A 24,111-nucleotide genomic window follows, 5' to 3' on the forward strand; every position below is an offset into this window, starting at 1 on the left:
TCAGGATATATTTTGACACGCTTATAAACTTGCATGGAGATATTATAAAAAACGATACTCCCCGGCTCTGAAATATAAGTACACCTCGTATTTATAAAAAATTAATTAGGTTGCGTACCGTTTTATTAATTTAATGAGTTGACGTTGTTTAAGTGAGGAGAATATGTTTCTCAACTATTTTGCGCTGGGCGTATTGATTTTTGTATTTCTGGTTCTTTTTTACGGAATCATCGCCATCCATGATATTCCTTATAATATGGCCAAAAAACGGAATCATCCCCATGCGGATGCCATTCATACGGCGGGATGGATTAGCCTGTTTACGCTCCATGCGATTTGGCCGTTCCTGTGGATTTGGGCCACGTTGTACCGTGAAGATCGCGGCTGGGGGATGCAGAACCACATCTCAAAACCTGATGAGGTCCCGGGTATGGATGCTCTGACTAAACGTGTGGCCGAATTAGAACAAAAACTGGCAGCGGTACCTCCCACGGCTGACAAGAACACGCTGGAGCACTAATCATGGATCTGCTGATTATTTTGACCTATGTGGCCTTTGCCTGGGCCATTTTTAAAATATTCCGTATTCCGGTAAACCAGTGGACCCTCGCGACCGCAACATTAGGCGGGGTGTTTATTGTCGCCGGGCTTATCCTGTTGATGAACTATAACCATCCCTATACCTTTACGGCGCAAAAAGCGGTTATTTCCATTCCGATTACGCCGCAGGTTACTGGGGTAGTGAGTGAAGTTACCGATAAAAATAACCAGCTAATTAAAAAAGGCGAAGTGTTATTTAAACTTGATCCGGGCCGCTATCAGGCGCGCGTTGACAGACTGCAGGCCGACCTGGTCACCGCCACGCACAATATCGACAATCTCAAAGCGCAGCTTGCGGAAGCGGTCGCCAATACCACGCGTGTGTCCGCTGAACGTGATCGCCTGTATAAAGATTACCAGCGCTACCTGAAAGGCAGCCGCGCAAAGGTTAACCCGTTCTCTGAAAGCGATATCGACAACGCACGGCAAAACTATCTGGCGCAGGATGCGCTGGTAAAAGGCTCGGTGGCTGAACAGACGCAAATACAAAGTCAGTTAGACAGTATGGTCAACGGTGAGCAATCCCAGGTTGCTTCCCTGCGTGCTCAGCTTGCTGAAGCGAAATACAACCTGGATCAGACCGTGGTGCGTGCGCCGAGCAATGGCTATATCACGCAGGTGCTGATTCGTCCGGGGACCTATGCTGCCGCGCTGCCGCTGCGCCCGGTCATGGTCTTTATTCCTGAACAGAAACGCCAGATTGTGGCCCAGTTCCGTCAGAACTCGCTGCTGCGTCTGAAGCCGGGCGACGAAGCGGAAGTGGTCTTCAACGCGCTGCCGGGCCAGGTCTTCTCCGGCAAGCTCACCAGTATTCTGCCGGTGGTGCCGGGGGGGTCATACCAGGCGCAGGGTGCGCTGCAGTCGCTGACCGTGATCCCTGGCACCGATGGCGTTTTAGGCACTATCGAGCTGGAGCCGAATGCTGATGTCGATGCGCTGCCCGACGGCATTTATGCTCAGGTGGCGGTCTATTCGGATCACTTTGCTCACGTCTCGGTAATGCGTAAGGTGCTGCTGCGTATGACCAGCTGGATGCACTACCTCTATCTCGATCACTAACCTCTTCAGGGCAGGAATGCGACACGCATACCTGCCCTTTTTTCATCGCTTGATCCATACTGACTTTTTTCGGCATCAAGGATCAGGCAATGAAACTTATCGGCAGCTACACCAGTCCCTTCGTGCGAAAAATCTCGATTCTCCTGCTGGAGAAAGGGATTGAATTCGAGTTCGTCAATGAACAGCCTTATCACGCTGAAAACGGTGTGGCGCAGTACAACCCGCTGGGAAAAGTGCCGGCGCTGGTAACAGACGAAGGCCAGTACTGGTTTGATTCCCCCATTATTGCGGAGTACATCGAGCTGCTCGGCGTGGCCCCGGCGATGTTACCGGCCGATCCAAACGCGGCGCTGGCAATGAAGCAAATTGAAGCGCTGGCCGACGGTATTATGGATGCGGCGTTAACGTCCGTACGCGAGCAGGCAAGACCCGCCGCCCAGCAGTCTGAAACGGAACTGTTACGCCAGCGTGAAAAAATCAGCCGCAGCCTGGACTGGTGCGAACAGCTTATCCGGGAGGGAAAAATTCAACCCGATAGCCTGAACCTGGCGACGATAGCCATTGCCTGCGCCATCGGTTATCTCAATTTCCGCCGCGTTTCCCCCGGCTGGTGCGTCGACCGTCCATTGCTGGTGAAGCTTGCAGAAACGCTCTTTCAGCGCGAGAGCTTTGCCCGTACCGAACCGCCAAAGGCTTGATGCGGGTTATAACACTTCGCAGCAGGAGGCGGTACAATCCCTTCTTATGTTGACTCCCTCTCCCGTCGGGAGGGGGGATGATATTTACTCGCCAGGCGCTTTCATGACAACTCATCACTCCCTGTACAGCCAGATCCCTGCAACCGACCGTCTTCTTCGCGAGCCGCGCGTGCATGCTGCCGTTGCGCGGTTCGGCCATACCGCGACGGTTGAAATATTACGTCTGCTTCAGGACGAAGCCCGCAGCCATATTCAGACAGAAAATGCATTGCCGGACTGGTGTGCGGCGTGGGGGCAGGAAGTGGAGCTGAGGCTCGAGGAGAAAGCACAAAGCGCGTTACGCCCGGTCATCAACCTGACGGGAACCGTGCTGCACACCAACCTTGGTCGCGCTCAACAGGCAGAAGAGGCCGTCGCTGCGGTCGTGCAGGCCATGCGTTCCCCCGTGACGCTTGAGTACGATCTGGACGGCGCAGGGCGCGGACATCGCGATCGGGCGCTGGCAGACCTGCTCTGCGAGCTGACCGGCGCGGAAGATGCCTGCATCGTGAATAACAACGCGGCGGCGGTACTGTTAATGCTGGCAGCGACCGCCAGCGGTAAAGAGGTGGTGGTTTCCCGTGGCGAGCTGGTCGAGATTGGCGGTGCGTTTCGCATTCCGGATGTTATGCGCCAGGCGGGCTGTACCCTGCATGAAGTGGGCACCACCAACCGCACGCATGCAAAAGATTATCGCGCGGCAGTGAATGAAAATACCGGGCTGCTGATGAAGGTCCACACCAGTAATTACCAGATAGCCGGATTCACCAAAACCGTTGAAGAGGCGGAGCTGGCGGAGTTGGGCCGTGAGCTGGGTGTGCCGGTGGTGGCCGACCTCGGTAGCGGTTCGCTGGTCGATCTGAGCCAGTACGGTCTGCCAAAAGAGCCCATGCCGCAGGAGATGATTGCGGCGGGCGTCAGTCTCGTGAGTTTCTCCGGCGACAAACTGCTTGGCGGCCCGCAGGCGGGGATTATCGTGGGTAAACGTGCGCTTATTGCGAAGCTGCAGCAGCACCCGCTCAAACGTGCACTGCGAGCCGATAAAATGACGCTTGCCGCGCTGGAAGCGACGCTGCGCCTTTATCTCCACCCGGAAAAACTGGCTGAACGTCTGCCCACGCTGCGCCTGCTGGCCCGTGATGCCGCCTCAATTCGCGCCCAGGGTGAGCTGCTCTTGCCACACATTGCGCCGCACTACCCCGATTTTGACGTGCGCCTTGAAGCTTGTCAGTCGCAGATCGGCAGCGGTTCACTGCCGGTGGACAGGCTGCCCAGCGCGGCGCTCACGTTTACACCCCGTGACGGGCGCGGCAGCCAGCTTGACGCTTTGTCGGCGCGCTGGCGTGCCTTGCCAGCACCGGTTATCGGGCGCATTTACGATGGCCGAATGTGGCTGGATCTACGCTGTCTTGAAGATGAAGCGCGATTTCTGGAGATGCTGTTGAAATGATTATTGCCACCGCCGGTCACGTCGACCACGGAAAAACCACCTTATTACAGGCCCTGACCGGGGTGAATGCCGATCGTCTGCCGGAAGAGAAAAAACGCGGCATGACCATCGATCTGGGCTATGCCTACTGGCCTCAGCCTGATGGCCGGGTGCTGGGTTTTATTGATGTACCGGGACACGAGAAGTTTCTTTCTAACATGCTGGCGGGCGTCGGTGGTATCGATCATGCCCTGCTGGTGGTGGCCTGTGATGACGGCGTGATGGCGCAAACGCGTGAACATCTGGCAATTTTACAGCTGACGGGCAACCCGCAGCTGACCGTTGCGCTGACCAAAGCTGACCGCGTCGATGAGGCGCGACTCAACGCGGTGCGTGAAACCGTGCAGGCGACCTTGCGGGAGTATGGATTTGCCGATGCGCCATTGTTCGTCACCGTGGCGACAGAAGGGCGCGGTATTGACGAACTTCGCCACCATTTGCAGCAGCTTCCCTCACGCGAGCATGCCAGCCATCATCGTTTCCGTCTGGCGATCGACCGGGCCTTTACCGTTAAAGGCGCGGGGCTGGTGGTCACCGGTACCGCGCTGAGCGGTGAAGTGAACGTGGGCGATACCTTATGGCTCACGGGCGCCAACGCCCCGATGCGTGTGCGCGGTTTGCATGCGCAGAACCAGCCCGTAGAGCATGCCCATGCCGGGCAGCGGATCGCGCTCAATATTGCGGGCGATGCGGAAAAAGAGAAGCTTAACCGTGGCGACTGGCTGCTGGCCGGTGCACCGCCAGAGCCTTCTGAGCGGGCGATCGTCGCCCTGCAGACGCATGTGCCGCTGACCCAATGGCAGCCGCTGCATATCCACCACGCGGCCAGCCATATCACCGGGCGCGTGTCACTGCTGGAAAACGACCTTGCCGAACTGGTTTTCGATTCGCCACTGTGGCTCGCGGATAATGACCGTCTGGTACTGCGTGACATTTCGGCCCGGGAGACGCTGGCCGGGGCGCGGGTAGTAGCGCTCAACCCGCCGCGTCGCGGCAAGCGCAAGCCGGAGTATCTGCAATGGCTGGGAGCGCTGGCGCAGGCCGCGGATGATAAAGCCGCGTTGCTTGTTCATCTTGAGCGCGGTGCCGTCAATCTGAGCGATTTCGCATGGGCTCGTCAGCTCAGCGCGGAAGGATTACGCCTGCTGACCCAGGAGCCCGGCTTTATTCAGGCGGGTAACAATTTACTGAATGCCCCGGTCGCAGCATGCTGGCAGCGCAAGGTACTGACCACGCTCGCCACTTACCATGAACAGCATCAGGATGAACCCGGCCCGGGACGTGAACGCCTGCGACGCATGGCGTTGCCGATGGAAAACGATGCGCTGGTGCTGCTGCTGATTGAAAACATGCGCGAAAGTGGGCTGATAAAAAGCCACCACGGCTGGCTGCATCTGCCGGATCACAAAGCCGGGTTCAACGCCGGGCAAGAGGCGATATGGCAGAAAGTGGCCCCGCTGTTTGGCGACGAGCCGTGGTGGGTTCGCGATCTCGCACGTGAAACGAATACCGACGAACAGGTGATGCGCCAGGTGTTGCGCCATGCGGCGCAGCAGGGATTAATCGTCGCGATCGTGAAAGATCGTTATTACCGTAACGATCGCATTGTGGCGTTTGCTAACCTGATCCGCGAGCTGGATCAGGCGCGAGGCACGACCTGCGCAGCAGATTTCCGCGATCGGCTGAACGTCGGGCGCAAGCTGGCGATCCAGATCCTGGAATATTTCAACCGCATCGGCTTTACCCGTCGTCGTGGCAACGATCATTTATTGCGGGATTCGTTATTATTTCCTGAAACTCCGTGACCCCCGTCGTAAACACCGTTACCGGCTGGCGAGAAAATCGCCAGCCGGAACTACCCTTGTTGTACACCAACAGCAAGGAGACGGTCATGACAAACAATCCTCCCTCATCGCGTATCCAGCCTGGCGAGTATGGTTTTCCCCTCAAGCTGAAGCCCCGTTATGAAAACTTTATCGGCGGCGACTGGGTTGCACCCGTCGGCGGCGAATACTATTCCAATCTGACGCCCGTTACCGGCCAGCCGCTGTGTGAGATAGCCAGCTCCGGCAGGGGGGATATCGACCTGGCGCTGGACGCCGCGCACAAAGCCAAAGACAAATGGGGGCATACCTCTGTTCAGGACAGAGCGGCGATATTGTTCAAAATCGCTGACCGGATGGAACAGAATCTGGAGCTGCTGGCAACGGCGGAAACCTGGGATAACGGTAAGCCAATCCGTGAAACGATGGCGGCAGACGTGCCGCTGGCCATTGACCACTTCCGCTATTTTGCCTCCTGTATTCGCGCTCAGGAGGGCGGAATTAGCGAGGTAGACAGCGACACCGTGGCGTACCACTTCCACGAACCGCTGGGCGTGGTGGGGCAGATCATTCCGTGGAACTTCCCGTTGCTGATGGCGAGCTGGAAAATGGCGCCCGCGCTGGCGGCGGGTAACTGCATTGTGCTCAAACCGGCCCGTCTGACCCCGCTGTCAGTCCTGCTGCTGATGGAAGTCATTGGCGACCTTCTCCCGCCAGGCGTGATTAACGTGGTGAACGGTGCGGGGGGTGAGATAGGGGAATATCTGGCGACCTCAAAACGGATCGCCAAAGTCGCGTTTACCGGGTCGACGGAAGTGGGTCAGCAGATCATGCAGTACGCGACCCAGAACATCATTCCAGTGACCCTGGAGCTGGGCGGTAAATCGCCGAACATTTTCTTCGCCGACGTCATGGAGGAAGAGGATGCCTTCTTCGATAAAGCCCTGGAAGGCTTTGCGCTGTTTGCCTTTAACCAGGGTGAAGTCTGTACCTGCCCAAGCCGCGCGCTGGTGCAGGAGTCTATCTATGAGCGCTTTATGGAGCGAGCCATTCGCCGCGTCGAGTCTATCCGCAGCGGTAACCCGCTTGATAACGTGACCCAGATGGGCGCGCAGGTCTCTCACGGGCAGATGGACACTATCCTCAACTACATTGATATTGGCAAGAAAGAAGGGGCGGATGTCCTGACCGGCGGTCGGCGTAAAATGCTGGGCGGCGATCTGCAGGACGGGTATTACCTGGAGCCGACGATCCTGTTCGGCAAAAACAACATGCGCGTCTTCCAGGAGGAAATTTTCGGACCGGTGCTGGCCGTCACCACCTTCAAAACGATGGAGGAGGCGCTGGAGATTGCTAACGATACGCCGTATGGCCTCGGGGCTGGCGTCTGGAGCCGCAACGGTAATCTGGCTTACAAAATGGGGCGGGGCATTCAGGCCGGGCGCGTGTGGACCAACTGCTACCACGCTTATCCGGCGCACGCGGCTTTTGGGGGCTATAAGCAGTCGGGCATCGGGCGTGAAACCCACAAGATGATGCTGGAGCATTACCAGCAGACGAAATGCCTGCTGGTGAGTTATTCCGATAAACCACTGGGGCTGTTCTAACCCTCCAGCTCAGGTTGCCCCTGGGCAGCCTGAGCAATTTGCTGACGCAGGCAGTTTAGTACGCCGTCCAGAATGTACTGCACGCGCCAGGGCTGATATTCACGTTTGCGGAATATCGCCGTCAGGTCGAGCCACCACTCTTCCTGATGGGGGAAGCAGGGAACCAGAGAACCACTCTTAAGTTCTTTTTTCAGGCTTTCTTTCGGCGCAAAAACAATACCGAGATTATTTCGGGCCAGTTCCAGCGCCGTCTGCGTATTGTCGCAAATATAATTTCCGGTCACTCTGTAATCATATACGGTCTCACTGCCGTGGACGCGAAAACGCCAGATGTTCGCCTCATCCACCAGCATCGAGTCTATTAAAATACAGGAGTGATTAATTAAATCTTCAGGTCCAGTTAAGGGGTGGTTTTTCAAATATTCTTCAGTGGCAAATGCCGTGACGGAATATTTCGTTAATACACTGGCGACCAGACTTTCATCTTTCGGCTGAGCATAGGTAATGAGAATATCGCAATCATCGGGGAACGAGACCCCTTCGGAATATTCATTACGATCCAGGTTGTACGTTTTTAACGAGATACGGATATCACCGATGTCCTCAATCTGATGGATCACGTGTCGCGCCAGATACATCACGATACCCGTTGGGGCGTAAATGGTCACTTTTCCGCGCTTCTCATGCTTATAATCAGCAATGAAATTAATGAGCTGGCTATTTTTATCCAGCGTGGCGTCAATGTAGGGGAGTAACGCTTCGCCAAACTGGGTTAGCGCCAGTTGACGGGTCGTGCGCTCAAATACCTTAAGACCGACACGCGTTTCAAAATCAGAAAGGTATTTACTGACGTTAGCCTGTGCCATGCCCAGCAGGGCTGCGGCATCGCCAATACTGTGGGTGGCTGCGATGACGGAAATAATTTTTAACTCGCGTGGTTTTAGCTGGAACTTATTCATCATGCGCACCCATCTATATGTTTTTATATATAATATTATATAAACTGCAGCGTTGCATTGGCAAATTTGTAACCATTATTATTCGCCTCGCTTGTTTGGCGTCTAAATGGATTACATGTAATGACTATTAAATACAATTTACTCATCGCAGCCACGTTATTTGCAACATCATCTGCAATGGCTGGTGACTTTTCACTTGGGGCGGGGGCTGTATTTAATGAGTCGCCTTATAAAGGATATAACGAAAATACCACGGCGGTACCGTTAATTAGCTATGAAGGCGACCGGTTTTATATTCGCCAGACCACCGGCGGATGGATCCTGTGGAAAGACGAAAAAAATGAATTCAGCATGACCGCATCGTGGATGCCACTGCGATTTGATCCTGAAGATAACGACGACGCTCAGATGAAACACCTCGATGAGCGTAAAGCATCAGCGTTTCTCGGCGGGGCGTACTACCGCCATGAACACTGGGGCTCGCTGAAAGTGGCGGTCTCGGGTGATGCGATGGATGAGAGCGGCGGCGTGATCGGTGAAATCTCATACTTCCGTCCGGTTCGGATGGAACGTCTGACGCTGACGCCATCGGTAGGTATTTTCTACAGCGACGAAAGCTATAACGATTACTACTACGGCGTATCCGGCAATGAGTCTCGCCGCTCAGGCCTCAATGAATACACCGCAGGTGATAGCTGGACGCCGTATGTGGGTCTCGCGGCTAAATATCAGTTAACCCAGAATCTGTTTATCAACGCCAGCGCGGTCTATACCGTGTTACCTGACGACGTGAAGAACAGTCCGATGATCGACCGCGAAGACAGTTTCGCGCTGATGACCGGCATGTCCTGGCGTTTCTGATCTAAAGCCGGGTGGCGATTGCCTTACCCGGCCTCGGTTTTTATCTCCCGCGCCTGTGGGAGAGGGTTGGGGTGAGGCTGACAGGACAGATGCCTTCAGGCCTCATCCACCCAAATCCGCATTTCCCCTTCTCCCCGGTTTGCCCAGCTGAACCACGGAATAAAGGTCAACGTCCGGGGCTGGCGCTGCACCGGGGCGCGATCGTACTGCCACAGTGCCTGCGTGCCTTCCTCATCAGCGTGACGCGCGATGCCCTCCGCCTGAATCAGTATCTTGTGCGCAAAGATCCCTTTTCCTTCAAAGACCCGAAATTCGCTCTGCTCAGGCAGGGAGAGGTTATGCAGGTTCGCGCCATTGTCGGCCTCTTCCAGGCAGTAGACCAGCGGGCCACGCTGCAGCGCGACTTTGCCGGCCTGCTGGCGTACCAGCGGGTTACCGTACACGCGGCGGACCGGCATGGGTAAGGTCAGCGAAAGGGTATCTCCCTCCTGCCAGCGGCGGGTGAGGTACAGATACCCCCGGGAGACATCACCCGTGACCCTTTCGCCGTTCAGTGACACGGCCGGGCTTGTGCACCAGTCCGGTAAACGTAGTGCCAGCGTGTGGAGGTGAGGTGACCTCGATGTTGACCTCTTCCTGCCACGGATAATTACCGCTAATCCGTAGCTGTAAGGTGCCCTCATCTACCGGTATGGCGACGTCGTTCCCCACATAGAGGTTGATAAAGAGCGCGTTCTGACGAACGGTATAGAGATAGTGGCCCAGCGAAGTGAGCACGCGGGCGATATTGGGCGGGCAACAGGCGCAGCCGAACCAGCGCTGGCGAACCGGCTTAACGTGGTCGTAGACATGATTAAATGCCAGCGTTTTAGGGTGTACCTCCAGCGGGTTCACATAGAAGAAATGTTTACCGTCCAGCGCCATGCCGCCCAGTACCGTGTTGTATAAGGCACGCTCCATCACGTCGGCGTACTGGCTGTCCGCTTCCATCTCCAGCATCCGGCGAGCAAACATCATCAGGCCAATAGAGGCGCAGCTTTCGGCATATACCGTATCGTTAGGCAAATCGTAATCGCTGCTGAAGGCTTCGCCACTGCTTTGCGAGCCGATCCCGCCGGTAATATAGAGCTGTCGCTGGGCCATGTTATTCCACAGCCGCAGGCAGTCCTGGCGTTTACCCTCGTCATGACTCAGGCGAGCAAGATGCGCCATGCCCGCCATCAGATAGACAAATCGAACCGCGTGGCCGATGGCGGTGTGTTGTTCGGCAAGCGGTTGATGCGCCTGGCTATAGGCTTTGTCCTTGACCATCCACGCCGGGCCGTACGTGTTCCAGTACGATGTCCGGCCCCGTTTCTCATATTCGATATCGTAGAAATGAGGCTGTGTGCCGCGCGTGTCGATAAAATATTTCACAAGGGCCAGGTAACGCGGTTCCTGAGTGACGTCGTAAAGCCGCATCAGCGCCAGCTCAATTTCCGGATGGCCCGGATAACCGTGAAGCTGTTCCTCGCCGGGGCCAAAGACCCGGTCGATATGGTCCGCCAGTTTGCATACCACCTCCAGCAGACGGCGTTTTCCGGTCCCCTGAAAATAGGCCACGCCGGCTTCAATCATATGTCCGGCGCAGTACAGTTCGTGGCATTCGGCAAGGTTCGTCCAGCGCTCACCGGGTGCTTTCACCGTGAAGTAGGTGTTGAGATAGCCATCGTCGCACTGCGCCGCCGCAATCAGCTCAATCACCTCATCGGCGATTTTTTCACGTTCCGGGTCGGGCTTCTGGCACAACGACCACGCGACGGCTTCCAGCCATTTCGCCACGTCGCTGTCCTGAAACACCATCCCATAGAACTCCCCCTGTTCCAGCCCTGCCGCAATGCGGAAGTTGGTGATGGCGTGACTCGGTTCGGCTTCGGTAACGCGATCGTTTAGTGCATCCCACTGGTAGGGGATCACCACATCACGCACCAGCCGCTGATACTGGCCGAGAAACGGGTCGTTGATGTTCAGTGTGTGCAGGTCGGCTTCCATTATGGACATGTCATTCTCCTCAGGACGATACGTGACGCTGGCGCAGATCGGTGGCAATGCGCGACATCATGGGATTGTTGAGTCTGCACCAGCGGATTGAGACCGCCAGCAGCAGGTGGAAGAGGGCGGGGAGCAGTGTCTCCATCGCAGTAATTCCCTGCAACGAGGCTGGCGTCTGGTTGCCCGCGCCCGGCTGGTAGGCGACGGCGATAAACACCAGGCTGATGATCCCGGCGCTGGACGCCCAGGCGAGCTTGATGAAAAACAGATTAAAAGCGAAGTTCATGCCAGATGAACGTACCCCGTTTTTCCACTCACCATAGTCATCTGCAAATGCCATCAGCGAGAAGTGCAGGGGCAGGGTAAAACCGAGAATGACGCCGTTACTCAGAATAACGATCAGCCAGAGCGTCTGATGAGCCGGACCGCCTGGCAGAAACCACATTCCCGCCGCGAGCGCGGCCAGCACGAGGTTGGTGTAGTAATAGAGTTTGACGGTATCATTCCGGCGAGAAAGGGGATTCACGATCACCGCGCCGAGAATGGCCGCAAAGGTCACCATCGTGAAGAACAGCGAGGTATAAGCGGTACTGCCCTGGAGCACGTAGGTGATGAAGTACATGTAGCCGCCGCCACGAATGTTGAAGACGTTGATCAGCAGGAATGACATCACCAGCATCAGCAGGAGCTGATCGTTGTTGCGCAGGCCGGCCAGGTGCTCGCGTAAGGTGAATTTGCCCATCAGCGCCAGTGGGACGCGCTCACGCACCCAGAAGAAGCAGCAGAGGAACATCACCACGGCGATGGCGCACAACACCCCAACGCCGAGTTGATAGCCTCGGGCAGCGTTGCCCTCGCCCAGCGCTGCGACCAGCCACGGCAGGCCAACAGAGACCAAAAAGCCCGCCACACCGCACAGCACAAAGCGCCATGACTGGCAGGAGATGACCTCGCTGTGGCGGGTGGTCATGGTGTTGATCAGCGCGCAGTAGGGCACGTTGATGGCGGTATAGCCCACTGACAACAGCAGATAGGTACCAAACGCCCAGGCGATTTTCACCCCCATGCTGGCGTCAGGCACGGTGAAGGTCAGTACACCGATAACCCCGACAGGAAGCGCCACCCACAGCTGCCACGGGCGAAAACGCCCCCAACGGCTTTGTGTTCGGTCGGCAATCACCCCCATCACCGGATCGGAAATGGCATCAAACACGCGCAGGGCAATAAACAGCGTGCCAACGAGCGCAGGCGTCAGACCAAAAACGTCGGTGTAGAAGAAGGTAAGAAAATTCATGATCAGGCAGGTAATGACCGTGCCACCCGCGTCACCCAGGCCGTAGCCTATTTTTTCGCGGACTGACAGGCGGTCATCCATAGCCCCTTGTACGACCTGTGATTCTGTAATCGGTGTGGAAGTCATGAGGTAACTCCTCGGTAATCGATTTTTATCGTATTTATGCAAGGTACCCCATTCATTCTGCACCGAACGCTCAGGCCAACAAGGGAAGGGAAAAGTATAAAAAGGTGACGATTCCGACCTGATGATAAATTTGTGATTTCGATCGGGAAGGCAGGAAGATATTCATTAATAATCAAAGCATAAGATGAATATTAATGGCAATCAGAGCGGAATGGTGAATATCCATGCTTGAATTATCCATAGCGCTTCCGATTAAAGTGCAAAATGGTGGGCTCTTTATTTCCCGGGGCGTGGGCCGGCATCCGGCGCGCAAATTAACTTCGTGGGAGATTATCTTCGTTGAAAAAGGGACATTAACGATCCAGGAAGAAAACACGCTCTTTGAGGTGAAAGCGGGAGAGAGCTTACTGCTCTGGCCGGCGCGTCGACACGTGGGGACAGATGATTTCCCGGCGGACCTGCGGTTCTACTGGCTGCATTTTGAGGTCGAAGGGCAATCGTCGCCTTTGCCACATGCTTTTCCGGTGGCCATTGAACAACATTGCTGCGTGCGCGATGCTCAATATGTGATTGCGCTATTCCGGCAATTCCTGAGTGAGCAGGAAAAATTACAGCGAAGCGTGGCGCTGGAAATGATTTTGCTGCTGATTTTACAGCAAGTGTCGATCTCCTCAGGTTATGAAGACAGAGCCGATGAAGCCGGCGCGGCCATGGCATGGAAGGCAAAACAGCTTATTCGCACGCAGTTTCATCTGCCGCTTTCCACATCGCAACTGGCAAAAGCCTTGCACTGCAATGCCGATTATCTGGGACGCGTATTTCGCCGGACCTTTCACTTAACCCTGACGGAAGCGATCCATCGCCAGCGCGTCAGGGCGGCAGAAAAGCTGTTGCTGAACGACTCTGCGTCCCTGACCGAAGTGGCAACCCGCTGCGGTTTTAATGATGTCGGGTATTTCCGGCAGATATTTTCAAAGCATACCGGCTTAACGCCCGCCGTCTGGAAACGGCGGTACTGTAAGGAGCATATTAATTCCGGGTGATCACTGCCCGTAGTAGGCTTTTGCTCCATGCTTGCGCAGATAATGTTTATCGAGCAATTCCTGCTGCATCGTCGGTAGCTGTGGCGCAAGCTGGTGTGAAAACAGCCCCATAAAGGCGCACTCTTCCAGCACCACAGCGTTATGTACCGCATCGGCCGCATTTTTTCCCCAGGTGAACGGGCCGTGAGAATGCACCAGCACCGCCGGGATTTGCATCGGGTTTACGTCGCGCTCCTCAAAGGTTTTGATGATCACTTCACCGGTCTGGTATTCGTATTCACCCGCAATTTCAGCCGGGGTCATCAACCGCGTGCAGGGGATAGCACCATAAAAATAGTCAGCGTGCGTGGTACCCCATGCCGGTAAATCCTGCCCTGCCTGCGCCCAGACAGTGGCGTGGCGGGAATGGGTATGCACAATGCCGCCAATTTCAGGGTAACGGCGATACAGCGCCAGGTGGGTTGGCGTGTCGGAAGAGGGTTTTTTAACCCCCTCGACCACCTGGCCCGTGGCAATGTCCACCACCACCATATCCTCTGCGGACATCACGTCATACTCCACGCCGGAGGGTTTAATCACCATCAGGCCGCGTTCACGATCCACCGCACTGACGTTGCCCCAGGTGAAAGTCACCAGCTGGTGGGCGGGCAGCGCCAGGTTTGCCGCCAGGACCTCGGCTTTGAGTTGTTCTAACATGTCATCCCTCCTTCCTGCATCCGGGCTTCAATCCAGCGGCGTGCCTGGATGATTTCCAGTACCGGCTCTTTGGCTTTTTCAGTCCACATTTCAATCAGAAATGCGCCGCGATAATTGAGCTGATTCAGCGTGTTAAATATGCCCACGAAATCGACGCACCCTTCACCGAACGGTACGTCACGAAACTGTCCGGGGCTTTGTTCAGTCACGGGCTGGGTATCTTTCAGGTGGATGGCGGCGATGCGATCGATGCCCAGCATCAGCTCGGCGGCCACATCGTTACCCCACGCGCTCAGGTTGCCGACGTCCGGATAAACGCTGAACCATGGCGAAGCGAGCATTTCGTCCCACTTTTTCCATTTGCTGATGGAGTTCATAAACGCGGTATCCATGATCTCCACTGCCAGCATGACCTGCGCGGCGGCGGCCTGCTCCACGGCCCATGCCAGCCCTTCGGCAAAGCGTTGCCGGGTACCTTCGTCATGTTCTTCGTAATAGACGTCATACCCGGCAAGCTGGATGGTGCGAATACCGAGATCGCGCGCCAGACGGATGGCTTTGGTCATGATGGCGCGTGCGCGCTCGCGGACGGTCTCGTCCCGGCTACCAAACGGGAAACGGCGGTGGGCAGACAGACACATCGACGGGATCGCGACCCCGGTTTCCAGCATCGCCTCAACCAGAGAGGCGCGCTGCGCGGTGTTCCACTCAAGGCGGGACAGACGCTCATCGGTTTCATCGATCGACATCTCGACAAAATCAAATCCGCAGCTTTTTGCCAGCACCAGGCGCTCTGGCCAGGTGAGCGCTTTCGGCAGCGCTTTTTCGTAGATACCTAACGGATGCTGACGCATGGTTACTCCCCCCAGATGTCGCGGATGTGTGAATGGAATGCATGGGCCACCTGCGGTGGGTTGGCAGCGCCAGTCAGTGCCCGTCCGGCAATAAACGCTTTCACATTGATTTGCTTAAACAGCGGCAGGTCGGCGGGGGTAATGCCGCCGGTGATCGAGAGCTGCAGGCCGATATCCGAGAGGGCTTTCATGCTGGCGAGATCCGCCTCGCCCCACTGCTGGCCGCTGGCCTGTGCGTCGCGCCCACGGTGATAAATGGCCTGTGTGACCCCGATACGGTGCCATTCTCGCGCATCATCCAGCGTCCAGTAACCAAACAGCTCCATCTGAATTTCCCCGCCGCAGCGCAGAGCCACCTCGTGACCCTTCTCGACGGTTGCCAGCGGCGCGGCGCAGATGATGGTCATCCAGTTCGCGCCTGCGCCAAACGCCTGTTCAGCCAGCGTTTCTCCGGCATCGGCCACTTTCCAGTCAGCCACGATCGTTTTTTTCGGACACTGCTGGCGCAGTGCGCGCACGGCATTAAGCCCTTCGGTGAGACACAAAATGGTGCCTGCTTCGATAATATCGACGTGATCCGCAAGCCGCTCGACGTCGCGCTGTGCGGCCTGAAGTGAGGTATGGTCGAGCGCCAGCTGCAGTAATGGTCGGCTCATAGGTCGTGCTCCTTAACATGGGCGTGATAGCCCTGTAGTGCTGAAATCAGTAGCTGGTAGCGCTGATACTTGCGCTGGTAGGCCGCATGGGCATGCTTGTCGGGTGTGATGACGCGAATGTGATGTCTGACAGCCTGCTGCGCGGTGCGGAAATCGGGATAAACGCCGGTACCCACCAGCGCGGCCAGCGCCGCGCCGGAACAGCCGGTCTCTTCGACCTGCGGCAGTTCTATTGCCAGACCGCTGACGTCCGCGAGCATTTGCATCCACACATCTGAATGGGCAGGGCCGCCGGTTACGCGCAATGCCTGCACGTGCGTGAAGCGCGCTAGCATGCGGTTAAGATGGGTCATGTGGCTGAAGACCACACCTTCATAGACCGCCTGCAACAGATGCGCGCGGGTATGCAGGGCCTGCATGCCGTAAAACCCGCAGGTCATCTCCAGCCCGGCGTTGCTGCCATAGAGGAACGGCAGGAAGAGCAGATCGCTTCCGGCTTTCGGCAGGCTGGCCACGGCCTGGTTGATCGCATCGAATGACATGTCGCCCCACTGTGTGGTCAGCCATTCGAGGTTACCGGACGAGGTGGGGCTGGCTTCGTGAACGATGTAGTGCTGCGGATGAACGTAGCGCCCATACACATAGGGATACGGCTCGTTATGGCCTATACCGTTGGCGATCCCGCTGGTGACAGCCCAGGTGCCCATCACGGCGTTGAGCGTGCTGTCGTCATGTAACCCGGCGCAGATCGCGGTGGAAACCACATCAAACAGCCCCCCCACAACGGGTGTACCCGCTGCGAGACCGGTCAGGGCGGCGGCCTGAGCGGTGATTTCCCCGCAAATTTCTGCTGAACCGACGATCGGCGGCAGTGCGCCGTCAATTTCATCGATGCCGAGCCAGCGTGTGAGCTGCGGGTCGTACTGCCCGGTGTTCATGTTGTAGAGATTGGATTCAGAGATGTTGCTCTCTTCACACCCTTTAACGCCGGTGAGGCACCAGCGCAGGTAGTCGTGCGCCATCATCACACAGCTAATCTGCTGATAACGGTGCGGTTCATTCTCTTTCACCCAGCGCAGGAGGGAGGCGGGATGCCCCGTCCATAACGTCTGGCGCGTATGCGGATAAAGCTTTTCAGGAATACCGTCCTGCTGCCAGCGCTGTACAATCTCCAGCGCCCGGCGGTCAGAGGAGAGCATGGCGTTGCCGAGCGGCTGGTCATACTTGTCCAGTAAAAACAGTCCTTTACCCTGAGCTGATATCCCGACGCCTTTGATTTGTGCGCCGCCGATGCCGGCCTTTTTAAGCAGCAGGGCGACGGTGGCGTGGCACTGCTGCCAGAGTTGGTGCATATCCCGCTCAGCGTGGCCTGCGTGTGGGCTGAGTGTGGCAACCGAGCGGCGCTCAATACAGACTTCCTGGCCCTGGTTGGTGTAGAGACCGGCTTTCAGATACGTTCCGCCACAATCGATACCCAGCCAGAAGGGCTCTTTTTCACTCATCGTTGACTCTCTTGTCTTACGCCCTCTCTTCAGGAGAGGGCGGGGGGATCAGGCTGCGTGCTTATGCGGGTTCACGCCGGGGTTGGGTTCCGCTCCGGCATCGCATTTCGCCGGTAGCATCAGGGCGAGCAGCGAGGCCAGCGCCAGTGAAACCGCGAGGCAGTACACCCCGGCATCTTTGCTGTAGAGGGTAATCAGCACGCCCACCGCGTAAGGGCCGCAGAACCCACCGAGGTTACCCAGGGCGTTAATCACGCCGCGAGCGCCACCGGCCATCTCTGCGCTGAACAGGCGCGCCGGAATCGTCCAGAACACACCCGCAGCGGACTGCAGGAAGAAGCCACAGCCCACCAGCGCGGCATAGGCCAGCCAGATGTTCTCTTTCAACGCCACGGAGAGGAACATGCAGAGCGCGAAGCCAATCAGCGGCAGGGAGACGAACAGCTTGCGCTTGCCGGTACGGTCAGACAGTGAGGAGAACAGGAACATGCCCGCAATGGCACCGACATAAGGCAGGATGGCGAGCATTCCCACCTGGCCGATGCTGGTATGCGTCAGCTCTTTGAGAATGGTCGGCAGCCAGAGGGTGTAACCGTAAATCCCGGTCTGGTAGAAGAAGTTCAGGGCAATCAGCTGCCACATGGTTTTGTCGGACAGAACCGCACTCAGCGAGGCATTTTTCACCGCTTTTCCGGCAATAGCCTGCTGTTCTGCGGCCAGCGTTTGTATCAGATAATTTTTCTCGGCCTCGGAGATCCAGCGAGCTTCCTGCGGGCGGTCGTAGACGGTGAACACCCAGAGCACCAGCACCACAATGGACATCAGCCCTTCAATGATGAACAGCCAGCGCCAGTCGAGTGCGGTGATAATCCAGCCCGACAGGGGTGCGGTGATGATCCCCGCAATGGGAACAAACATGATGACAATCGCATTGGCGCGGCCGCGTTCGGCGTCCGGGAACCAGTTACTGATCATCGTGAGCACCACAGGCAGCATCCCGCCTTCTGCCACACCGAGTAAGAAGCGCAGTGCCAGCAGTTGATACTGGTTGGTCACAACGCCGGTCAGGACCGAAATCACCGCCCAGGCAACCAGCGACCAGCCAATAAACTTCTTACCGCTGCCATGCACGGCAATCTTGCCGCCGGGCACCTGCAGGAACAGATAACCGATAAAGAAGATCCCACCCGCCAGGCCTGCCATGGTGGCAGAGATACCTAACTCTTCATCCATACCGCCTGGCATCGCAAATGCGATATTCACGCGGTCCATATATGAAATAATACAGGCGATAAGAATAGGCGGAATGATTCTTAACCAGCGCTGGCGCGGTATATCCGCTTGTAGAGCATGAGTAGAAATATTCATATTTAATATCTCAGTGAATGTAACCGGAATAAGATTTTTATTGTTATTGCGTTGCTTTTTTCATTTCACTAATGCCGTCACGCAAAATAGCGATGCGATGGCTGACGTTAGCATTAGCATTTATTTCCAGTAATTTAATACCGGAGAATTTCAATGTTGCGGCACTCGCCGCAGTAAAAAGTGCTTTTACCTGGTCGGTGGTCATTAAACTGTCGGCGCAGAACGGGGAAAATGGCGCGTGCAGATCCTGCCATTCGCCGTACGCTCCGCGGACGGAGGTCCCGGAGAACATCAGTGCGCCCAGCTTCCCGGCCTCAAGTGCGGCTTTAACATGTTCAGGCGGCAGCGTGGTATTGCGTCCTTCGATAGCCGACCGCGCCCAGTTAATGCATACGCTGATATCCGTTTCTTTCACCACCTCAAGCACCTGCGCTAAGGGCAAAAACCCCTTGCGTGGCGCGGGGCCGGTCATGGCATCGCAGTGTTCAAGCATCAGGTCGCATGACCAGTCCCATGAGGTGATTTCGCGTACAGAACGGGAAAACGCAGCGGTAGCTTGTTCAACAGACGGGTTTCCCGCCTGCGGCGCGGCCTGCATCTCCAGGGCGATAATTTTGCCTGGAAAGCGAGTATTGATGGCATCAATCTTTCGCAGCAGATGGCGGTAATAGTCAACGCAGGCTTTGCGCTGTTCTTCATCGGCAGAGGCCAGGCCAAACGCGCCATTTGTGCTGCGGCGGCGCATGGTTTCCATCACCGCGGTAACCACCATTTGCCAGTCCCCCGGCGTATGGCGGAACAGCCATTCGTCACCCAACGGATGGAGATCCTCAAGACACGGTTGCTCCAGCCCGCGAATGTCTGGCGTGTCGGAAAGCTCTCGCCAGAAGTCCTGCTCTTCTTGTTCCCCTTGCTGATGAAACGAGGGTGCGCAGGGGTACGCACCAATTATAAAACCGGTGTTAGTCATTTCGCATTCCCAATAGAGTTCAGAAAATTAATCTATTTCACTGATTGCTACTTTCACCACAATTTTACGAATTGCCGATGCCTTATTTTTAATGCAGGCAGGACGGTGAACATCCTGCGGAAAAAATATGGCGTACGTGCCGGGCGTCATTTCTATAAAGGATTCATTTTCGCTGCCGTGATAAAAAATAATATCCCGCTGTTCCAGCAGTGATTCGCTTATTTCGTTATTGCCGGTATCAATGGCGACACCGATTTTCTCTTCACCCCATGCCAGAAACTGAATGTCCAGATAGCGACGGTGCACTTCGGGACGGTTCTCATCCCACGTCCGGGTGGTGAGGTCGAGCACCTGAGCAAAGATGTTACGTCCGTCAATGTCCACCACGCCAGGTGCCAGCGCCGTGAAATCCGTGGTGCGCAGAAAATCGAGCGCTTTCTCTATCGCCCGCGGCAGGCGACACGGATTTGGCTGCGATATATGTCCTAAAATCATGGCCCACTCCTTACAGAGACTGGATTTTCGCCCACACGCTGTCGTCAATGGTGATGCCGTTGCGGCGGTTCTCTTCGAGCAGACGTGTGAATTCATGACCCGGCAGTCGAACCGCGACGTTGTCATCAGCCCGCTCGGCGTTGATGATAAAGTCCATGATGCGCTGCAGTTTGGCATCGCGGGTGGGTCCGTCGATCAAACGATCGACCTCGATGGCGATAAAGATTTGTGACACGCCATATTCGTCGCTGTTGTCCTGGGTCACTTCCGCAACGGAGGATCCGTTGGAGAGCAGGGTTGCGATCATGTCGAGGACGATGGATAAGCCCGATCCTTTCCAGTAGCCCATCGGCAGAATGCGGCGGTTTTTCTCGATCACACCAGGTTCTCTGGTGAGGTGCCCTTCATCATCAAAGCCCCCATCCACCGGCAACGTGCGTCCGGCCAGGCGATTCACTTCCAGCATGCCGTAGGAGAACATTGACATCGACATATCGACCATTGTGATCGGCGTAGACGGAATCGCCACGATCAGAGGGTTAGTGCCGATGCAGCACGCTTTCGAGCCCCAGGCTGGCATGACGGCAATGGAGTTAGTCCAGCAGATCCCGATGTACCCCTTCTCTGCGGCCTGCCAGCCGTAGCTGCCGCCGCGCATCCAGTGGTTGGCGTTTCGCAGTGCCACCAGGCCGATACCGTGGTCGGCGGCCAGTTCGGTGGCGCGATCCATCATCTTTTTCGCCGTCAGGTTGCCAATCGAACGTCGGGCATCCCACTGTTCGATGGCACCTAGCGAGGTCACCCGTGTTGGCTGGGCATCAGGAATGATGTCGCCGGCATCAAGCTGCTGAATGAAACGAGGGAAGCGGTTAACCCCGTGTGAATAGACGCCCGATTCCGTGGTGCGGGCAAACATCTCCGCGCAGGCGTCGGCGGTGTCCGCTTTTACGCCGCGATCGACCAGGACCCGCCTGAACGCCGCTTTTAACTCTTCAAAGGTCACTTTCATCCCTGTTCTCCTGTTTTTGTCGGGGCAAGTGCGAGTGCTTTTTTATCGCTAAATTTCACTATGCGAAATCTGATTTCAAATATAGCGATCAAATTTTGCCAGATCAACGACATTCATGATTTTCAAAATCGATTAAAATCAACTGGTTGTGTTTTTTCTGTTGAGATCGTGAACTGAACCACACTTTGCGCTACCATCAGGACGCGATAAAAAGGAGCCATTGGATGAGCACGAAAGAGAGCGAAATGACGCAAGAGAAAGAGAGGCCAGCAGGTAGCCAGAGCTTGTTTCGCGGCCTGATGCTGATTGAGATCCTCAGCAACTACCCGAACGGGTGTCCGTTGGCCCATTTATCGGAACTGGCAGGGCTGAATAAAAGCACCGTGCACCGCTTACTGCAGGGGTTACAGTCGTGCGGGTACGTTACCCCGGCGCCTGCGGCGGGCAGCTACCGCCTGACCACCAAATTTATCGCCGTCGGGCAAAAGGCGCTGTCGTCGCTGAATATCATTCACGTGGCGGCCCCGCACCTTGAGACGCTGAATATCGCCACCGGTGAGACGGTGAACTTCTCAAGCCGCGAGGACGATCACGCCATTCTGATTTATAAGCTGGAGCCCACAACCGGTATGCTGCGCACGCGCGCTTACATCGGTCAGCATATGCCGCTCTATTGTTCGGCGATGGGCAAAATCTACATGGCGTTTGGTCATCAGGACTATGTGGCGAGCTACTGGCAGAGCCATCAGGAGCAGATCCAGCCGCTCACCCGCAACACGATTACCGAGCTGAGCGCGATGTATGACGAGCTGGCGGAAATCCGCGAGCATAGCATGGCGATGGATAAAGAAGAGAACGAGCTGGGCGTCTCCTGTCTTGCCGTACCGGTGTTTGATATTCATGGCCGCGTGCCGTACGCGATCTCCATTTCGCTCTCGACGTCCCGCATGAAGCAAATTGGTGAAAAAAACCTGCTGAAACCGCTGCGGGAAACGGCAGAGGCTATCTCAAAAGAGCTGGGTTTTAACGTGCGCGGAGCGTGACAGATGAACCGATTTATCCTGGCTGATACGGAAAGATGCATTGGCTGCCGTACCTGCGAAGTGGCCTGCGTGGTGTCGCATCAGGGAATGCTTTCTGCAGGCGCGTTTACGCCCCGCATTCGGGTGGTCAAAGGCGGTGCATTCACTACGGCTGTGGGCTGTCATCAGTGTGAAGATGCCCCTTGTGCCGCTGTTTGTCCGACACAGGCGATTCGCCACACCGCGGGTGCCTGGCGGGTGGAGCCGGCGCGCTGTATTGGCTGTAAAAGTTGTGTGGTAGCGTGCCCGTTTGGGGCAATGCAGGTTCAGCGAGTGGGGAACCGCGTTCAGGCGGTGAAATGTGATTTGTGCGCAGATCGCGAGGCTGGACCTGCCTGTGTGGAGGCGTGCCCAACCCACGCGCTGCGCTGCGTTGACCCCGCCAGATTACGCACCGAACGGCTGCATAATCTGGCGTAACGCGTTACTGGCTATCTTCGCGCCAGGCGTACTCAATCTCTTCGGCGAGAATTTTCACGCCCGCTTCGATTTTTTCCGGATCGGGCACGTAGTTCATGCGCATGCACTGATGCGTATGCGGCCACGGCTTATCCAGACCCGGGAAGAAGTAATCACCCGGCACCATCAACACGCCGCGCTTTTTCAGGCGCTGGTAGAGAAGCTCGGTGGTGATCGGCAGATCCTTAAACCACAGCCACAGGAAAATTGCCCCTTCAGGTTTGTGGATCAGGCAGCGTTCTTCCGGTAAGTAGCGGCGAAGAATGGCGATCGTTTCCTGTACCCGCTGGTAATAGAACGGCTTGATAACCTCGTTCGACAGGCGCAGCAGGTCATTACGTTTGATCATTTCACACATCATCGCCGGGCCGATTCCCCCCGGGGAAAGGCTGATAATGCCGTTCATGTTGGTAATGGCGGTGATGATTTTTTCATTGGCGATGATGATCCCGCAACGGCTGCCCGGCAGACCCAGCTTGGAAAGGCTCATACACAGGACGATGTTAGGGTTCCACAGCGGACGTGCTTCGCTGAAGATGATCCCCGGGAACGGCACGCCATAAGCGTTATCAATCACCAGCGGGATGTCGTGCTGATTCGCCAGCGCATCCAGCTTCATCAGTTCGTCGTCGGTGATGACGTTGCCCGTAGGGTTGGTTGGACGTGATACGCAGATCATGCCCGTCTCTTCACCAATATGCAGATGTTCAAAGTCGACGTGATATTTGAACTGGCCTTCTGGCAGCAGCTCAATGTTCGGGCGCGCCGAGACGAACAGATCCTCTTCGAGGCCGGAATCGGCATAGCCGATGTACTCTGGCGCCAGCGGGAACAGCACTTTTTTGGTGGTGCCGTCGGCGCGACGGCCTGCGAACAGATTAAACAAGTAGAAAAATGCGCTCTGACTGCCGTTTGTCAGTGCAATATTCTGTGGTTCGATATCCCAACCCAGCTCTTTGCGCAGCATTTCAGCAAGCAGTGTCAGCAGTTCGGTTTTACCCTGCGGGCCGTCGTAGTTGCAAAGCGCATCGGTTGCTTTCCCGCTTTCCAGCATCTGAGCCAGCAGCGTCTGAAAATAGGTGTTCATCTCCGGGATTTGAGCCGGGTTTCCGCCGCCGAGCATGATGGCGCCTGGTGTGCGCAGCCCGTCGTTGAGGTCCTCCATCAGGCGAGTAATGCCTGAATGGCGGGTGAATTTGTCGCCGAAAAGTGAAAACGTCATAGCAGGTGATCTGTCGAGCTTATTTTGAAAGTGGGTAACCATAACGCTAGCACCGTGCTGGTGCAAATCGAGAGATGCGGTCAGGATTGTTGTTTTATGTGGCGGGAAGGTATTTAGGTAGTGGATTGTTCTGGTGAAATATCCCTCTCCCGGAGGGGGAGAGGGAACC

The 24,111-nt window shown here is 56.2% G+C and carries 21 protein-coding genes and 1 pseudogene; 10 read left to right on the forward strand and 12 right to left on the reverse strand.

Annotated features, from left to right (window positions below; genetic code table 11):
- Nucleotides 1-163 precede the first annotated feature (163 nt).
- From L462_RS03900 to L462_RS03875, 6 genes are all read left to right on the forward strand, one after another.
- Entirely contained in the window at nucleotides 164-520 is a 357-nt protein-coding gene (locus tag L462_RS03900; protein WP_014168090.1) for a DUF3302 domain-containing protein, read from the forward strand.
- Nucleotides 521-522: 2 nt separating this feature from the next.
- On the forward strand, nucleotides 523-1,659 hold the full coding sequence (locus tag L462_RS03895; RefSeq protein ID WP_014168091.1) for an HlyD family secretion protein: 1,137 nt from the start codon (nucleotides 523-525) through the stop codon (nucleotides 1,657-1,659).
- An 89-nt stretch (nucleotides 1,660-1,748) separates the two neighbouring features.
- Nucleotides 1,749-2,357, forward strand: coding sequence for a glutathione S-transferase (locus L462_RS03890; RefSeq protein ID WP_032679336.1), 609 nt, complete (start codon nucleotides 1,749-1,751; stop codon nucleotides 2,355-2,357).
- A gap of 103 nt (nucleotides 2,358-2,460) precedes the next feature.
- Entirely contained in the window at nucleotides 2,461-3,846 is a 1,386-nt protein-coding gene (selA, locus tag L462_RS03885; protein ID WP_032679337.1) for an L-seryl-tRNA(Sec) selenium transferase, read from the forward strand.
- Nucleotides 3,843-5,690, forward strand: a complete 1,848-nt coding sequence (gene selB, locus L462_RS03880; RefSeq protein ID WP_032679338.1) for a selenocysteine-specific translation elongation factor — start codon at nucleotides 3,843-3,845, stop codon at nucleotides 5,688-5,690. Before selA ends, selB begins: the two co-directional genes overlap by 4 nt.
- 86 nt (nucleotides 5,691-5,776) lie before the next feature.
- Nucleotides 5,777-7,315 (forward strand): acetaldehyde dehydrogenase ExaC, encoded by a 1,539-nt coding sequence (locus tag L462_RS03875; RefSeq protein WP_032679339.1) that lies wholly within the window; start codon nucleotides 5,777-5,779, stop codon nucleotides 7,313-7,315.
- Here L462_RS03875 and L462_RS03870 read toward each other — a convergent pair.
- Complete coding sequence (locus L462_RS03870; RefSeq protein WP_062777982.1) at nucleotides 7,312-8,277, reverse strand: LysR family transcriptional regulator; 966 nt, start codon at nucleotides 8,275-8,277, stop codon at nucleotides 7,312-7,314. The two genes, L462_RS03875 and L462_RS03870, sit on opposite strands and share 4 nt — an antisense overlap.
- A 117-nt stretch (nucleotides 8,278-8,394) precedes the next feature.
- Between L462_RS03870 and L462_RS03865 the strand changes: the two genes are divergently transcribed.
- The gene (locus tag L462_RS03865; protein ID WP_014168097.1) at nucleotides 8,395-9,135 is read left to right on the forward strand and encodes a MipA/OmpV family protein; all 741 of its coding nucleotides are present in this window, start codon (nucleotides 8,395-8,397) and stop codon (nucleotides 9,133-9,135) included.
- Nucleotides 9,136-9,230: 95 nt separating this feature from the next.
- Here L462_RS03865 and L462_RS0123805 read toward each other — a convergent pair.
- Together L462_RS0123805 and L462_RS03860 are read right to left on the reverse strand one after the other, a co-directional pair.
- A pseudogene (locus L462_RS0123805) lies at nucleotides 9,231-11,175 on the reverse strand (glycoside hydrolase family 127 protein).
- Nucleotides 11,176-11,185: 10 nt separating this feature from the next.
- Nucleotides 11,186-12,586, reverse strand: coding sequence for an MFS transporter (locus L462_RS03860; protein WP_032679341.1), 1,401 nt, complete (start codon nucleotides 12,584-12,586; stop codon nucleotides 11,186-11,188).
- Between the two features lie 224 nt (nucleotides 12,587-12,810).
- Between L462_RS03860 and L462_RS03855 the strand changes: the two genes are divergently transcribed.
- A complete protein-coding gene (locus L462_RS03855; RefSeq protein ID WP_032679342.1) occupies nucleotides 12,811-13,629 on the forward strand; it encodes a helix-turn-helix domain-containing protein in 819 nt (272 codons plus the stop codon).
- On the opposite strand, the gene araD is transcribed toward L462_RS03855, so the two are convergent.
- From araD to yiaK, 8 genes are read right to left on the reverse strand one after another with little or no spacing between them, the layout of a single operon-like run.
- Complete coding sequence (gene araD, locus L462_RS03850; RefSeq protein WP_032679343.1) at nucleotides 13,630-14,325, reverse strand: L-ribulose-5-phosphate 4-epimerase; 696 nt, start codon at nucleotides 14,323-14,325, stop codon at nucleotides 13,630-13,632.
- Nucleotides 14,319-15,179 carry an L-ribulose-5-phosphate 3-epimerase gene (locus L462_RS03845; RefSeq protein WP_032679344.1) on the reverse strand — a complete coding sequence of 287 codons (861 nt, stop codon included), beginning with the start codon at nucleotides 15,177-15,179 and terminating at the stop codon, nucleotides 14,319-14,321. Before L462_RS03845 ends, araD begins: the two co-directional genes overlap by 7 nt.
- Nucleotides 15,180-15,181: 2 nt before the next feature.
- Nucleotides 15,182-15,835 carry a 3-keto-L-gulonate-6-phosphate decarboxylase UlaD gene (gene ulaD, locus L462_RS03840; RefSeq protein WP_032679345.1) on the reverse strand — a complete coding sequence of 218 codons (654 nt, stop codon included), beginning with the start codon at nucleotides 15,833-15,835 and terminating at the stop codon, nucleotides 15,182-15,184.
- Nucleotides 15,832-17,337, reverse strand: a complete 1,506-nt coding sequence (locus tag L462_RS03835; protein WP_032679346.1) for an FGGY-family carbohydrate kinase — start codon at nucleotides 17,335-17,337, stop codon at nucleotides 15,832-15,834. Before L462_RS03835 ends, ulaD begins: the two co-directional genes overlap by 4 nt.
- A 48-nt stretch (nucleotides 17,338-17,385) precedes the next feature.
- Nucleotides 17,386-18,705, reverse strand: a complete 1,320-nt coding sequence (locus L462_RS03830; RefSeq protein ID WP_014168105.1) for an MFS transporter — start codon at nucleotides 18,703-18,705, stop codon at nucleotides 17,386-17,388.
- Nucleotides 18,706-18,748: 43 nt separating this feature from the next.
- Entirely contained in the window at nucleotides 18,749-19,675 is a 927-nt protein-coding gene (locus tag L462_RS03825; protein WP_032679347.1) for a DUF4862 family protein, read from the reverse strand.
- A 27-nt stretch (nucleotides 19,676-19,702) separates the two neighbouring features.
- Nucleotides 19,703-20,170, reverse strand: coding sequence for a YhcH/YjgK/YiaL family protein (locus L462_RS03820; RefSeq protein WP_025206436.1), 468 nt, complete (start codon nucleotides 20,168-20,170; stop codon nucleotides 19,703-19,705).
- A gap of 10 nt (nucleotides 20,171-20,180) precedes the next feature.
- Nucleotides 20,181-21,179 (reverse strand): 3-dehydro-L-gulonate 2-dehydrogenase, encoded by a 999-nt coding sequence (gene yiaK / locus L462_RS03815; RefSeq protein ID WP_014168108.1) that lies wholly within the window; start codon nucleotides 21,177-21,179, stop codon nucleotides 20,181-20,183.
- A gap of 224 nt (nucleotides 21,180-21,403) precedes the next feature.
- Between yiaK and yiaJ the strand changes: the two genes are divergently transcribed.
- Together yiaJ and L462_RS03805 are read left to right on the forward strand one after the other, a co-directional pair.
- Entirely contained in the window at nucleotides 21,404-22,222 is an 819-nt protein-coding gene (gene yiaJ, locus L462_RS03810) for an IclR family transcriptional regulator YiaJ (protein ID WP_020882654.1), read from the forward strand.
- Nucleotides 22,223-22,225: 3 nt separating this feature from the next.
- Complete coding sequence (locus L462_RS03805; RefSeq protein WP_032679348.1) at nucleotides 22,226-22,681, forward strand: 4Fe-4S binding protein; 456 nt, start codon at nucleotides 22,226-22,228, stop codon at nucleotides 22,679-22,681.
- A 4-nt stretch (nucleotides 22,682-22,685) separates the two neighbouring features.
- Here L462_RS03805 and avtA read toward each other — a convergent pair whose 3' ends face one another.
- A complete protein-coding gene (gene avtA, locus L462_RS03800) occupies nucleotides 22,686-23,942 on the reverse strand; it encodes a valine--pyruvate transaminase (protein ID WP_020882652.1) in 1,257 nt (418 codons plus the stop codon).
- Nucleotides 23,943-24,111: the final 169 nt, after the last annotated feature.

Source organism: Enterobacter sp. BIDMC 26 (assembly GCF_000534435.1).
Lineage (GTDB): Bacteria > Pseudomonadota > Gammaproteobacteria > Enterobacterales > Enterobacteriaceae > Enterobacter > Enterobacter ludwigii.

Excerpts from the sequence above, each read along its gene's own strand:
- L462_RS03860 (WP_032679341.1), bottom strand. The coding sequence starts at position 12,586 with ATGACTTCCACACCGATTACAGAATCACAGGTCGTACAAGGGGCTATG.
- L462_RS03845 (WP_032679344.1), bottom strand. The coding sequence starts at position 15,179 with ATGCGTCAGCATCCGTTAGGTATCTACGAAAAAGCGCTGCCGAAAGCG.
- araD (WP_032679343.1), bottom strand. The coding sequence starts at position 14,325 with ATGTTAGAACAACTCAAAGCCGAGGTCCTGGCGGCAAACCTGGCGCTG.
- L462_RS03830 (WP_014168105.1), bottom strand. The coding sequence starts at position 18,705 with ATGAATATTTCTACTCATGCTCTACAAGCGGATATACCGCGCCAGCGC.
- L462_RS03900 (WP_014168090.1), top strand. The coding sequence starts at position 164 with ATGTTTCTCAACTATTTTGCGCTGGGCGTATTGATTTTTGTATTTCTG.
- L462_RS03855 (WP_032679342.1), top strand. The coding sequence starts at position 12,811 with ATGCTTGAATTATCCATAGCGCTTCCGATTAAAGTGCAAAATGGTGGG.
- selA (WP_032679337.1), top strand. The coding sequence starts at position 2,461 with ATGACAACTCATCACTCCCTGTACAGCCAGATCCCTGCAACCGACCGT.
- L462_RS03875 (WP_032679339.1), top strand. The coding sequence starts at position 5,777 with ATGACAAACAATCCTCCCTCATCGCGTATCCAGCCTGGCGAGTATGGT.
- selB (WP_032679338.1), top strand. The coding sequence starts at position 3,843 with ATGATTATTGCCACCGCCGGTCACGTCGACCACGGAAAAACCACCTTA.
- L462_RS03825 (WP_032679347.1), bottom strand. The coding sequence starts at position 19,675 with ATGACTAACACCGGTTTTATAATTGGTGCGTACCCCTGCGCACCCTCG.
- yiaK (WP_014168108.1), bottom strand. The coding sequence starts at position 21,179 with ATGAAAGTGACCTTTGAAGAGTTAAAAGCGGCGTTCAGGCGGGTCCTG.
- L462_RS03890 (WP_032679336.1), top strand. The coding sequence starts at position 1,749 with ATGAAACTTATCGGCAGCTACACCAGTCCCTTCGTGCGAAAAATCTCG.
- L462_RS03895 (WP_014168091.1), top strand. The coding sequence starts at position 523 with ATGGATCTGCTGATTATTTTGACCTATGTGGCCTTTGCCTGGGCCATT.
- L462_RS03865 (WP_014168097.1), top strand. The coding sequence starts at position 8,395 with ATGACTATTAAATACAATTTACTCATCGCAGCCACGTTATTTGCAACA.
- L462_RS03805 (WP_032679348.1), top strand. The coding sequence starts at position 22,226 with ATGAACCGATTTATCCTGGCTGATACGGAAAGATGCATTGGCTGCCGT.
- L462_RS03820 (WP_025206436.1), bottom strand. The coding sequence starts at position 20,170 with ATGATTTTAGGACATATATCGCAGCCAAATCCGTGTCGCCTGCCGCGG.
- avtA (WP_020882652.1), bottom strand. The coding sequence starts at position 23,942 with ATGACGTTTTCACTTTTCGGCGACAAATTCACCCGCCATTCAGGCATT.
- ulaD (WP_032679345.1), bottom strand. The coding sequence starts at position 15,835 with ATGAGCCGACCATTACTGCAGCTGGCGCTCGACCATACCTCACTTCAG.
- yiaJ (WP_020882654.1), top strand. The coding sequence starts at position 21,404 with ATGAGCACGAAAGAGAGCGAAATGACGCAAGAGAAAGAGAGGCCAGCA.
- L462_RS03870 (WP_062777982.1), bottom strand. The coding sequence starts at position 8,277 with ATGATGAATAAGTTCCAGCTAAAACCACGCGAGTTAAAAATTATTTCC.
- L462_RS03835 (WP_032679346.1), bottom strand. The coding sequence starts at position 17,337 with ATGAGTGAAAAAGAGCCCTTCTGGCTGGGTATCGATTGTGGCGGAACG.